This is a genomic window from Cellulomonas sp. 73-92 (assembly GCF_001898175.1).
In the GTDB taxonomy this organism is placed as follows: domain Bacteria; phylum Actinomycetota; class Actinomycetes; order Actinomycetales; family Cellulomonadaceae; genus Cellulomonas.
The window spans coordinates 850-12,930 of the sequence record NZ_MKTH01000014.1; the positions used below are offsets into that span (position 1 = coordinate 850).

The window sequence follows — 12,081 nt, forward strand, 5'->3', positions numbered from 1 at the left end:
GGGGCTGGGCGGGGAGGCGGTGAGGGGGGTGGGGGGCTGGGGGGCACGGTTGCGCGGCATGGGCGGCCCGGCGGCCGCCGGGCGGGGCGTGCGAGGATCGGAGGCACTCCCACAAACCCCCGGCGAGAGGTCTCCGCGCGTGTCCACCCCCCGGCGCCCGGCCGCGCTCCGGGGGTCGCTGGCGCATCGGGGTGTCGTACTCATCTGGCGCGGGGTGCGCACGCACCCCTGGGTGTACGCGGCCGCCATCGGCTCGTCGGCGTTGTTCGGGGCAGCGACCGTCGCGGTGAGCAAGGCCCTGGGGTGGGCGACGGACGCCGTGGTCGTGCCGGCGCTGCGGGGCGAGCCAGCGGCGCGCGCCCGCCTCGGCGAGGCCGGGCTCGCGGTGCTCGCGGCGGCGCTGCTGCTGGCGCTCGGCGTCTGGGGCCGGCGCGTCTGGGCGGGCATGGGCGTCGCCGACCTCCAGGCCGACCACCGGCGTGCGGTCACCCGCCGGCTGCAGGAGCTGCCGATGTCGTGGCACCGCGGTCACGCCACGGGACGGCTGCTCGCGACCGCCAGCGCCGACGCGGAGGCGGCGACCGAGGTCTTCAGCCCCACCCCGTTCGCGCTGGGCGTCCTGGTGATGCTCGTCGTCGCCGCGGTGGAGCTCCTGGCGACGGACGTGTGGCTGGCACTGGCGGCGCTCGTCGTGGTGCCGGGGGTGCTCGCCGCGAACGTCGTCTTCCAGCGCCGCATGAGCCCGGCCGTCGCGACGGCGCAGCGGCTGCGCGGCGAGGTCGCCGAGGTGGCGCACGAGAGCTTCGAGGCGGCCGTCGTGGTCAAGGCGCTCGGCACCGCCGACCGCGAGGAGGAACGGTTCGCGACGAAGGCGGCGCAGCTGCGGGACGCCAACGTCCGGGCGGGCACGGTGAGGGCGTGGTTCGACCCGGTGGTCGACCTCATCCCGAACGTCGGCACGCTCCTGGTGCTGGTCGTCGGCACGTGGCGGCTGGCGGCCGGGGCGGTCGGCACCGGCGACGTGGTCGGCGCCGGGTTCCTGCTGTCCATGCTGGCCGTCCCCGTGCGGTCGATCGGCTTCATGCTCGGTGGCCTGCCGCGCAGCCTGGTGGGCTGGGACCGGATCGCCACCGTCCTCGACGCGACGGGCGACCTGTCCGACGGCGCCGAGCCCTGGCGGGAGCCCGGTCCGGGCGCGGCGGTGGTGCTGGAGGGCGTCGACTTCACGGTGGGCGCCCCGGGCGACCGGGTGACGCTGCTGCACACGGTGGACCTCGACATCGCCGCGGGTCGGACCGTCGCGATCGTCGGCCCCACCGGCGCCGGCAAGACGACGCTCGTCGGGCTCGTCGCGCGGCTCGCCGACCCGACCGGCGGCCGGGTGCTCGTCGGCGGCGTCGACCTGCGGGCGCTCGACCCTGCCGAGCGGGCCCGGCACGTCGCGCTCGTGCCGCAGGCCGCCTTCGTGTTCGAGGACTCGGTGCGGGGCAACGTGACCCTCGCGGACCGCGACGACCCGGGGGCGCCGTCCGACGACGAGGTGTGGGCCGCCCTGGCGGCAGCCCGCCTCGACGACGTGGTGCGCGCCCTCCCCGGTGGCCTGGACGCCCCCCTCGGTGAGCGGGGTGCCAACCTGTCCGGCGGCCAGCGGCAGCGGCTGGTCCTGGCGCGGGCCCTGGTGCGCCGGCCGCACGTGCTGCTGCTGGACGACGCGACCAGCGCGGTGGACCCGCGCGTCGAGCGTGACATCCTCGGCGGGCTCGGCGGTGGCGGCGGCCCGACAGTGCTCCTGGTCGCGTACCGGATGTCGTCGGTCGCGCTGGCCGACGAGGTGGTGCACGTGGCGGGCGGCCGCGTGGTGGACAGGGGCACCCACGACGAGCTCATGGCGCGCGACGCCGGGTACCGCGAGCTCGCCACCGCCTACGAGCGGGACGCCGCCCGCCGCGCGGAGGCGGCACGGTGAGCGGCCGCGGTGCGGTGAGCGGCCGCGGTGCGGCGGGTGGTGGCGGTGCGGTGGGCAGCGGCTCGGTCGGTGGTGGCAGCGCGGCGGACGGCGGCAGCACGGTGGGCGGCGGCCCGCTGGGCGGCGGCAGCGCGGTGGGCGGCGGCCCGCTGGGCGGCGGCCCCACGGTGGGCGGCGGCCCGCTGGGCGGCAGGCCCACGGTGGGCGGCGGCCGGCTGGGCGGCGGCAACACGGTGAGCGGAGGCCCGCTGGGCGGCGGCCCCACGGTGAGCGGAGGCCCGCTGGGCGGCGGCCCCACGGTGGGCGGCGGCCCGCTGGGCGGCGGCCCCATGGGCGTGGCGGCGGCCCGCCTCGCGGTGACGAGCGAGCTCGGCGTCCGTCAGACGCTGCGGCGCGGCGTCCAGGTGTCGCCCGAGCTGCTCTCGGGCGTCGGCGTCTCGATGGCGCTCGCCGTGCTCTCCGCGATGTCCCGCGTGCTGGTCCCGGTCGCGGTGCAGCAGGCGATCGACGGCGGCATCCTCGCGCCGGGCGGCCCCAACGGCGCGCGGGTCGCGGCGATGTGCCTCGTCGCGCTCGTCGGGCTGCTCGCCGGGACCTGGGCGCAGGCGTACGCCAATGTGCGGCTCTTCCGCTCGAGCGAGCGGGGGCTGCTGACGCTGCGCCGGCGTGCCTTCCGGCACGTCCACGACCTGTCCGTGCTGACGCAGGGCACGGAGCGGCGCGGCGCGCTGGTGTCGCGGGTGACGAGCGACGTCGACACCATCTCGTTCTTCGTCCAGTGGGGCGGCGTGCTGCTGCTGGTCAGCGCCCTGCAGCTGACGGTGGCGACGGTCGTCATGGCGGTCTACTCGTGGCAGCTGACCCTCCTGACGTGGGCATGCTTCGTGCCCCTGCTGCTGGCGGTGCCACCGATGCAGCGCGAGGTGAACCGGCGCTACGCCGCCGTCCGGTACCGCATCGGGCTCCTGCTGGGGGCCCTGTCGGAGTCGGTGGTCGGCGCCGAGACCGTGCGCGCCTACGGCATCCAGGCCCGCACGCGGCGTCGGGTCGAGGCGGCGATCGTCGCGGCGCGTGACGCGGCGGTCCGCGCCCAGACGATGGTGGCCACGGCGTTCTCCGCCGGCGTGCTGGTCGCCAACGGCGTGCTGGCGGCGGTGGTCGTCGTCGGGGTCCTGCTGGGCGTCGGCGGGCACATCACCATCGGCCGCCTGCTGGCGTTCCTGTTCCTGGTCCAGCTCTTCACCCAGCCGGTGCAGCAGGCCACCGAGGTGCTGAACGAGCTGCAGAACGCCGTCGCCGGCTGGCGACGCGTGCTGGGCGTGCTGGAGACGCCGATCGACGTGCCCGCGCCGGCGGCCGGGGTGCCGAGCACCCGCGGCCCGGCGCGCCTGGAGCTCCGGGGCGTGTCCTACGGCTACCCCGACGGCCCGGCGGTGCTGCACGGCATCGATCTCGAGGTCCCCGCCGGGTCGCAGGTGGCGGTGGTCGGTGCGACCGGCTCGGGCAAGACGACGATGGCCCGCCTGGCGGCGCGCTTCGTCGACCCGAGCGCGGGGCGCGTGCTGCTCGACGGCCAGGACCTGCGCACGCTCGACGGCGACGACCTGCGCCGGCGTGTCGTCTACGTGCCGCAGGAGGGCTTCCTCTTCGACGGCAGCATCGCGGAGAACCTGGCCTACGGGCTGCGGGACGGTGCCCCCGACGACCCGCGGATCCGCGCCGCGGTGGACGAGCTCGGGCTCGGCCCCTGGGTCGACGAGCTGCCCGCCGGACTCGACAGCCCGGTGGGCCAGCGCGGCGAGCGGCTGAGCGCGGGGGAGCGGCAGCTCGTCGCGCTCGTGCGTGCCCGGCTCGCCGACGGGGACCTGCTGCTGCTCGACGAGGCGACGAGCGCGGTCGACCCCGCCACGGAGGTGCGCATCGCGCGGGCGCTGACCGGCCTGACGGGTGGCCGGACGACGGTGACCATCGCGCACCGCCTGTCGACGGCGGAGGCAGCCGACCTCGTCGTCGTCCTCGAGGCCGGCCGGATGGTGGAGCTGGGCCACCACCGCGACCTCGTCGGCCGCGACGGTGTGTACGGGCGCCTGCACGCGGCCTGGGTCGCCCAGACGCGCTGACCCGCCGGCGTGCGAGGATCGGGCCGTGCCCGAGACCGCCATCCCGACCTCCGGACTCGATCCCGCGATCGCCGCACGCCTCAAGCGCGATCCTGCCGGCCTGGTGGCCGCCGTCGTGCAGCAGCACGACAGCCGCGAGGTGCTCATGGTGGGTTGGATGGACGACGAGGCGTTGCACCGGACGCTCACCAGCGGCCGCGTGACGTTCTGGAGCCGGTCGCGGCAGGAGTACTGGCGCAAGGGCGACACCTCCGGGCACGTGCAGTGGGTCAAGGCGGTCAGCCTCGACTGCGACGGCGACGCGCTGCTCGTCGAGGTGGACCAGGTCGGCGCGGCGTGCCACACCGGCGCGCGCACCTGCTTCGAGGCCGGAGGTCCGCTGCCGGTGGTCGTCGGGACGGCGGAGTGAGCGCCGCGATCGCACCGGCCGACGTCGTGCACCTGCCGTGGGGTGCCACGTGGCCGGCGCTCGACGAGTTCCGCGCGCTGGCGCCCGGACGCCGCGTGATCCCCGTCGTCCGCAGGCTGCTGGCCGACGGCACGACGCCCGTGGGGCTGTACCGCGCGCTGGCCGACGGGCGCCCCGGCACGTTCATCCTCGAGTCGGCCGGGTCCGACGGGACGTGGGACCGGTACTCGTTCGTCGGCGTCAACTCCCGCGCCATGCTGACCGCCCGGGACGGCGCGCCGGTGTGGGCGGGGGACGTCCCCGTGGGCGTGCCGACGAGCGGGACGCTGCTGGACGTGCTGGCCCGCACCCTCGAGGTGCTTCGCACGCCGGCCGTGCCCGGCCTGCCGCCGCTGACCGGCGGGCTCGTCGGCGTGCTCGGGTGGGACATCGTGCGGCAGTGGGAGCCGACGCTGCCCGCGACGGCGCCCGACGAGCTGGGCGCGCCCGAGCTGGCGCTGCTGCTCGTCGGCGACCTGGCCGTTGTGGACCACCACCAGGGCACCGTGTGGCTCGTCGCGAACGCGATCAACCTCGACGCGACCGACGAGCGGGTCGACGAGGCCCACGCCGACGCCGTCGCGCGGCTCGACGCGATGGAGGCGCTGCTGGCGCGGTCGGCCGACCCCGCCGTGGCGGTGCTCGACCCGGCGATCGAGGAGCCGGACCTCGAGTTCCGCACGCCCCGCGGCGAGTACGAGGCGGCGGTGCTCGCCGGCAAGGAGGCCATCCGCGACGGCGAGGTGTTCCAGGTGGTGCTGAGCCAGCGCCTCGACCTGGACTGCCCGGCGTCGCCGTTCGACGTCTACCGCGTGCTGCGCACCATCAACCCGAGCCCGTACATGTACTACCTGCAGCTGCAGGACGCGGAAGGACGGGACTTCGCGGTCGTCGGCTCCAGCCCCGAGACGCTGGTCAAGGTGACGGGCGACCAGGTGCTGACGTTCCCCATCGCGGGGTCGCGGCCCCGCGGCGCCACGCCGGAGGCGGACCGCGAGCTGGCCGACGAGGTGCTCGCCGACCCGAAGGAGCGCGCCGAGCACGTCATGCTCGTCGACCTCTCGCGCAACGACCTCGTCAAGGTCTGCGAGCCGGCGAGCGTCGAGGTGCTGGAGTTCATGGCGGTCCGCCGGTACTCGCACATCATGCACATCGCCTCGACGGTCGTCGGGCGGCTGCGGCCGGGATCGACGGCCCTGGACACGCTGGTCGCGACGTTCCCGGCCGGGACGCTCTCGGGGGCGCCCAAGCCGCGGGCGATCGCGCTCATCGACGAGATCGAGCCGGCGCGACGCGGCATCTACGGCGGCACGGTCGGCTACTTCGACGTCGCCGGGGACATGGACATGGCGATCGCCATCCGCACCGCGTTCCTCCGTGACGGCCGTGCGAGCGTGCAGGCCGGTGCCGGCATCGTCGCCGACTCGGTGCCGGCGACCGAGTACGAGGAGACGCGCAGCAAGGCGGCCGCCGCGGTGCGGGCGATCCAGGTCGCGGCACGGCTGAGGTCGGCGGGCGCGTGAGCTCCGCCTCGGCGCGTGAGCAGCGCACGACCCGCGGCCGCGGCGTCCTCGTGGTGCTGCTGCTGGCGGCCGCGGCGGGCGCGTCCGCGGCGCCCACGTGGGTGACCGCGAGCGGCGTCAGCGCCCTGGCCGGGCAGGTGGCGGTGCGGGTGCCGGGCTCGGCGGCGGCCCCCGTGGTGCCGGCGACGGCGCTCGTGCTGGCGGCGGCCGGTGCTGCGGTCGCCCTCGCGGGACGTGTGGGGCGCTGGGTCGTCGCCGCGGTGGTGCTGTCCGGGGGAGCCGCCCTGGTGACGGCGGCCGCGGTCGTCCTCACGGACCCGGCGGCCCCGGCGGCCGACGCCGTCCGGGCCCAGACCGGGGTGGATCACCTCGTCGGCCCGGCGGTCGCGACGGCGGCGCCGTGGTTCACGGTCGCCGTCGGCGTGATCACCGTCCTGGTCGCCGTCCTCGTGGTGCGGTGGTCGGGCGCCTGGTCGGCGCCGAGCCGTCGCCACGAACGCGCGGCCGGGTCGGCTGCCACACCGACGCCCGACGAGCGCTCGGACTGGGACGCGCTCACGCGCGGCGCCGACCCGTCGGAGGGCCCCTGACCGGGGGCCCGGCGGTTAGGGTTGTCCCATCCGACCCACGGAGGACTGACATGGTGGACCAGCACGTCGACACGCCCGCGACCGCGGTGGACCAGCCCGTCCCGGCCGCCGCGTCGCGGCCTTCCGAGGTCCCCCTCGCCGCCGCACCGGCGAACGAGGGCAAGACCGTCGCGGCCTGGACGACGGTCGCGATCGTCGTGCTCGGCGCCATCGTCGCCGCGCTCGGTGTCGCCTCGGGCCAGGTGTGGCTCGACTGGACCGGGGCCGCGATCATCCTGGTCGGCCTCGTCGTGGGTGCGTTCATGCGCCGGGCGGGCTACGGCCAGCCGCGCCGCTGAGGCAATCGTTGTTCGCTCAGGGCTGAATCTCGCGAGGGAGTGCGATGTCGAACCCGTCGGACGATCCGTTCGCACCACGGCCGGAGCAGCCGGCCGGCGGCCCGGCGACGCCCGGTACCCCGCCACCGGGGCCGGGCGAGCCCGCCGGCGGCTACGGCCAGCAGCCGTACGGCCAGCAGCAGGGCTACGGCGCGCCACCGCCGCCGTACGGCCAGCCGGCGGCGGCCCCGCCGTACCCGGGCGCCGGCCAGTACCCGCCGGCCCCGGCCCCGCCGTACCCCGGTGCCGGCCAGCCGGCCGCCGCCCCGCCGTACCCGGGCGCCGGCCAGTACCCGCCGGCCCCGGCCTACGGCACGTATCCCGCGCCGCCGTACGGGGCCTACCCGACGCCGTACCCGAAGAACCACTTCGGCGTGATCTCGCTCGTGCTGGCGATCGCCTCGTTCTTCACCCTGGGCTTCCTCATCGCGATCCCCGCCGTGATCCTCGGGAACATGGGGCGCCGGGCGGCCGACGAGGGGCAGGCGAACAACCGCTCGCTGTCGACGGCCGGCATCATCGTCGGCTGGGTCAACATCGTGGTGAGCGCCCTGGCGATCGTGGCCGTCGTCATCTTCGCCGTCGCCGCGGCCAGCCGCCACGCCTGAGCTCGTGAGCACCGCGGGCGTCGTCGGGCCGCAGGCAGCGGAGCCGGCGGCGCGCGCGGCTGCCACGGCGCAGGTCAGGCGCCTGCTCGGCGTCGGCGGCTTCGTCGTCGCCGCGGCCGCGCTGGTCGCGCTGCACGACCCGCACGCGCCCGGCAGCTACGGCTTCTGCCCGCTCCATGCGGTCACCGGCCTGTGGTGCCCCGCCTGCGGCGGCCTGCGCGCGACGTACGACCTCGCGCACCTGCACCTGGCGGCTGCCTGGGGCGAGAACGCGCTGTGGGTCGTGGCCGCGCCGTTCGTCGTCGTCGGCTGGCTGCTCGCGCTGGCGCGCCGCGCACGGGGGCTCCCGGCGCGACCCGTGCCTGTCTGGGCGCAGGTGGCCGGGCTGGTCGTCGTCGTCGCGTTCGGCGTCCTGCGCAACGTCCCGGCGTTCTCCTGGCTCGCCCCGTAGCGCGTGCCGCACCTCCGACCCACGTCGTGTCCGCGTGGTGCCCGCGTGGTGCCCACGTCGTGCCCGCGTGGTGCCCACGTCGTTCCCACGTCGTTCCCACGTCACGGGCGCGTGACAGAGGCGCCGGTGCGCCCATCTACGATGGCCGGTGTCCGCGGATCGTCCCGCAGAGCACCGGAGAGGTGGGGGCTATGACCGTGCTCGACGACATCGTCGCCGGCGTCAGGGAGGACCTCGCCGTGCGGGAGGCGGCCATCCCCCTCGATCGCCTCAAGGAGCTCGCCGGCCGCCGGCCCTCCGCCCTGGACGGGCCCGGCCGCCTCCGGCTCGACGACGCGGTGACGGTCATCGCCGAGGTCAAGCGCTCCAGCCCCAGCCGGGGCGCCCTCGCGGAGATCACCGATCCGGCGGCCCTCGCCGCCGAGTACGAGAAGGGCGGCGCCGCCGCGATCTCGGTGCTCACCGAGCGGCGCCGGTTCCGGGGCTCGCTCGAGGACCTGGACGCGGTGCGCGCCGTGGTCGACGTCCCCGTGCTGCGCAAGGACTTCGTCGTCACGCCGTACCAGGTGTGGGAGGCCCGCGCGCACGGCGCGGACCTCGTGCTCGTCATCGTCGCCGCGCTGGAGCAGATGGTGCTCGAGGGCCTCGTCGACCGCGTCCACTCCCTCGGCATGACCGCGCTGGTGGAGGTGCACGACACCGAGGAGGTGGCGCGGGCCGTCGACGCCGGCGCCCGGGTCATCGGCGTCAACGCCCGCAACCTCAAGACCCTGGACGTGGACCGCACCACGTTCGCCCGCGTGGCGCCGGCGATCCCGGCCGGCATCGTCAAGGTCGCGGAGTCGGGCGTCCGCGGCCCGCACGACGTCATGGACTACGCCCGCGCCGGTGCCGACGCCGTCCTCGTCGGCGAGGCGCTCGTCACCGACGACGCGCCGCGGCAGTCGGTCGCGGACCTCGTCGCCGCCGGTTCCCACCCCTCGCTGCGCAAGGTGCGCCAGTGAGTCCGATCCGCGGTGGGCGGGCGTCCGAGGGGCGGCTGGGGGTGCCGGCCACCGGTCCGCTCGCCACGCACACGGGTCCCTACTTCGGCGGCTTCGGCGGCCGGTTCGTGCCCGAGGCGCTGATCGCGGCGCTCGACGAGCTCGACACCGCCTACCACAAGGCGCTCGCGGACCCGGCGTTCGGCGCCGAGCTCGCGCGCCTGCACCGCACCTACACCGGCCGGCCGAGCCCGCTGACCGAGGTGGCGCGCTTCGCAGCCCACGTCGGTGGCGGCGCGCGGGTCTTCCTCAAGCGGGAGGACCTCAACCACACCGGGTCGCACAAGATCAACAACGTCCTCGGCCAGGCGCTCCTCGTGAAGCGCATGGGCAAGACCCGCGTCATCGCGGAGACGGGTGCGGGCCAGCACGGCGTCGCCACCGCGACGGCGGCCGCGCTCATGGACCTGCAGTGCACCGTGTACATGGGCGAGGAGGACACGCACCGGCAGGCGCTCAACGTCGCCCGGATGCGGCTGCTCGGCGCCGAGGTGATCCCGGTGACCAACGGCAGCCGCACGCTGAAGGACGCCATCAACGAGGCGCTGCGCGACTGGGTGGCCAACGTCGAGACGACCCACTACCTGCTCGGCACGGTCACCGGCCCGCACCCGTTCCCCGAGATGGTGCGCGACTTCCACTCCGTCATCGGCGAGGAGGCCAAGGCGCAGCTGGCCGACGAGATCGGGGCGCTGCCGGACGCCGTCATGGCCTGCGTCGGCGGTGGGTCGAACGCGATGGGCATCTTCAACGCCTTCCTCGACGACCCGTCCGTGCGGCTGTTCGGGTTCGAGGCCGGCGGGCTCGGCATCTCGTCGGGCAAGCACGCGGCGCGGTTCTCCGGCGGTGAGCCCGGCGTGCTGCAGGGCACCCGCAGCTACCTGCTGCAGGACGACGACGGGCAGACGATCCCGAGCCACTCGGTGTCCGCCGGCCTGGACTACCCGAGCGTCGGCCCGGAGCACGCGTGGCTGCACGACATCGGGCGCGCGGAGTACCGGCCCGTGACGGACGTCGAGGCGATGGACGCCTTCTCGCTCCTGTGCCGCACCGAGGGGATCATCCCGGCGATCGAGTCGGCGCACGCGGTGGCCGGGGCGCTCCAGCTCGGCGCCGAGCTGGCGGGCTGGGACCTGGACCACGCGCCGGTGCTGCTCGTCAACCTCTCCGGCCGGGGCGACAAGGACGTGGAGACCGCCGCGCGGTGGTTCGGGCTGATCGACGAGGGGAGCACGCGGTGACGACGCAGACCGCCTCGCCCGTGCAGGCGCGCCTCGACGAGCTCGTCGACGGCGAGGGGCGTCCGGCGCTCGTCGGCTACCTGCCGGTCGGGTACCCCAGCGTGCCGGGCAGCGTCGACGCGGTGCGCGCGATGGTCGACGCCGGCGTCGACGTCGTCGAGCTCGGCATGCCGTACACGGACCCGGTGATGGACGGCCCGGTGATCCAGCGGGCCGTCGAGGCGGCCCTGCAGCGCGGCACACGGGTGCGCGACACGCTGCACGTGGTGGAACAGGTCGCCGGGCGCGGTGCGCCGATCCTCGTCATGACCTACTGGAACCTCGTCCTGCGCTACGGCGTGGAGGCCTACGCGCGCGACCTCGCGGCCGCCGGCGGCGCCGGGCTCATCACACCGGACCTCATCCCCGACGAGGCCGCCGACTGGCTCGAGGCCTCCGACCGGCACGCGCTCGACCGGGTGTTCCTCGTCGCGCCGAGCTCGACGCCCGAGCGCCTCGAGCTGACGGCGAAGGCCAGTCGGGGCTTCGTCTACGCGGCGTCGACCATGGGTGTCACGGGGGAGCGGGCGACCGTCGGGTCGCGCGCGGAACGGCTCGTCGCCGACACCCGCGCCGCCGGAGCCCACCGCGTCTGCGTCGGGCTGGGTGTGTCGCGGCCGGAGCAGGCGGCGCAGGTGGGGAGGTACGCGGACGGCGTGATCGTCGGCTCCGCGCTGGTCCGGGCGCTGCTCGAGGCGCCCGACGAGTCCGCCGGTCCCGCGGCGGTCGCAGCCGTCGCGGCAGGTCTGGCCCAGGGTGTCCGGGAGGCACGACGATGAACGGTCTGCTGGCGGCGATCCCCAGCCCGCCCCGCGGGGTCTGGTACCTCGGCCCGGTGCCGATCCGGGCGTACGCGCTGGCGATCCTGCTCGGGATCGTCGTCGCCTACTTCATGCTCAAGCGCCGGTGGGCGGACCGGGGAGGCGACCCGGAGAAGGTCCTCGACATCGTCTACTGGGCCGTCCCGTTCGGCATCGTCGGCGGGCGGATCTACCACCTCATCACGTCGCCCGACGCCTACTTCGGCAAGGGCGGCGACCCCATCCACGCCCTGTACATCTGGAACGGGGGCCTCGGCATCTGGGGCGCCGTCGCCCTGGGTGCGGTCGGCGCCTACATCGGGACCCGACGCGCCGGCGTCAAGTTCGCGCCGTTCGCCGACGCGCTGGCGCCCGGCCTGCTCGTCGCGCAGGCGATCGGGCGGCTCGGGAACTACTTCAACCAGGAGCTGTTCGGCGGCCCGACGACCCTGCCGTGGGGGCTGCGCGTCTCGGACGCGAACACGTTGGCCGCGGGCTACCCCGTCGGCACGCTGTTTCACCCGACCTTCCTCTACGAGCTCCTCTGGGACCTGGCCGCCGCCGCGGTGATCATCTGGGCGGACCGGCGGTTCCGGCTCGGCCACGGGCGCACCTTCTGGCTCTACGTCCTCGTGTACTGCATCGGCCGGGGCTGGGTCGAGCACCTGCGCATCGACACCGCGCACCACTTCTGGGGGCTGCGGCTCAACGACTGGACGTCCATCCTGGTCGGTCTGGGGGCGCTGGTAGCGTTCGTGCTCGTCGGCCGCCGGCACCCCGGGCGCGAGACGACCGTCCTGCTGGACCCACCGGCGGCGCAGGACGACGAGGAAGCGACCGAGGCCGCGCGCTGACACGGCGGGCGCCGGCCGGTC

Annotated in this window: 12 protein-coding genes; all 12 read left to right on the forward strand. The window is 75.8% G+C overall.

Going from position 1 to position 12,081, the window contains the following annotated elements:
- The first annotated feature begins 139 nt into the window (after positions 1 to 139).
- The 12 genes from BGO37_RS10280 (at position 140) to lgt (ending at position 12,060) form a co-directional block, all read left to right on the forward strand.
- Positions 140 to 1,966, forward strand: a complete 1,827-nt coding sequence (locus tag BGO37_RS10280) for an ABC transporter ATP-binding protein (protein WP_291754573.1) — start codon at positions 140 to 142, stop codon at positions 1,964 to 1,966.
- 329 nt (positions 1,967 to 2,295) lie between these two features.
- Positions 2,296 to 4,086: an ABC transporter ATP-binding protein gene (locus BGO37_RS10285; protein ID WP_291755193.1), complete on the forward strand. Its 1,791-nt coding sequence runs from the start codon at positions 2,296 to 2,298 to the stop codon at positions 4,084 to 4,086.
- Positions 4,087 to 4,111: 25 nt separating this feature from the next.
- Positions 4,112 to 4,495, forward strand: coding sequence for a phosphoribosyl-AMP cyclohydrolase (gene hisI, locus BGO37_RS10290; RefSeq protein ID WP_291754575.1), 384 nt, complete (start codon positions 4,112 to 4,114; stop codon positions 4,493 to 4,495).
- Positions 4,492 to 6,057: an anthranilate synthase component I gene (locus BGO37_RS10295; RefSeq protein ID WP_291754576.1), complete on the forward strand. Its 1,566-nt coding sequence runs from the start codon at positions 4,492 to 4,494 to the stop codon at positions 6,055 to 6,057. The genes hisI and BGO37_RS10295 overlap by 4 nt, the downstream gene beginning before the upstream one ends.
- Positions 6,054 to 6,647: a Trp biosynthesis-associated membrane protein gene (locus tag BGO37_RS10300; RefSeq protein ID WP_291754577.1), complete on the forward strand. Its 594-nt coding sequence runs from the start codon at positions 6,054 to 6,056 to the stop codon at positions 6,645 to 6,647. The genes BGO37_RS10295 and BGO37_RS10300 overlap by 4 nt, the downstream gene beginning before the upstream one ends.
- 50 nt (positions 6,648 to 6,697) lie before the next feature.
- The gene (locus BGO37_RS10305) at positions 6,698 to 6,985 is read left to right on the forward strand and encodes an HGxxPAAW family protein (protein WP_291754578.1); all 288 of its coding nucleotides are present in this window, start codon (positions 6,698 to 6,700) and stop codon (positions 6,983 to 6,985) included.
- A 44-nt stretch (positions 6,986 to 7,029) separates the two neighbouring features.
- Positions 7,030 to 7,632 carry a DUF4190 domain-containing protein gene (locus BGO37_RS10310; protein ID WP_291754579.1) on the forward strand — a complete coding sequence of 201 codons (603 nt, stop codon included), beginning with the start codon at positions 7,030 to 7,032 and terminating at the stop codon, positions 7,630 to 7,632.
- A gap of 4 nt (positions 7,633 to 7,636) precedes the next feature.
- Complete coding sequence (locus tag BGO37_RS10315) at positions 7,637 to 8,083, forward strand: DUF2752 domain-containing protein (protein ID WP_291754580.1); 447 nt, start codon at positions 7,637 to 7,639, stop codon at positions 8,081 to 8,083.
- A gap of 191 nt (positions 8,084 to 8,274) precedes the next feature.
- On the forward strand, positions 8,275 to 9,087 hold the full coding sequence (gene trpC, locus BGO37_RS10320) for an indole-3-glycerol phosphate synthase TrpC (protein ID WP_291754581.1): 813 nt from the start codon (positions 8,275 to 8,277) through the stop codon (positions 9,085 to 9,087).
- A 35-nt stretch (positions 9,088 to 9,122) separates the two neighbouring features.
- Positions 9,123 to 10,367: a tryptophan synthase subunit beta gene (gene trpB / locus BGO37_RS10325; protein WP_291755194.1), complete on the forward strand. Its 1,245-nt coding sequence runs from the start codon at positions 9,123 to 9,125 to the stop codon at positions 10,365 to 10,367.
- Positions 10,364 to 11,185 (forward strand): tryptophan synthase subunit alpha, encoded by an 822-nt coding sequence (gene trpA, locus BGO37_RS10330; protein ID WP_291754582.1) that lies wholly within the window; start codon positions 10,364 to 10,366, stop codon positions 11,183 to 11,185. The genes trpB and trpA overlap by 4 nt, the downstream gene beginning before the upstream one ends.
- Positions 11,182 to 12,060 carry a prolipoprotein diacylglyceryl transferase gene (lgt, locus tag BGO37_RS10335; RefSeq protein WP_291754583.1) on the forward strand — a complete coding sequence of 293 codons (879 nt, stop codon included), beginning with the start codon at positions 11,182 to 11,184 and terminating at the stop codon, positions 12,058 to 12,060. The genes trpA and lgt overlap by 4 nt, the downstream gene beginning before the upstream one ends.
- Positions 12,061 to 12,081 lie beyond the last annotated feature (21 nt).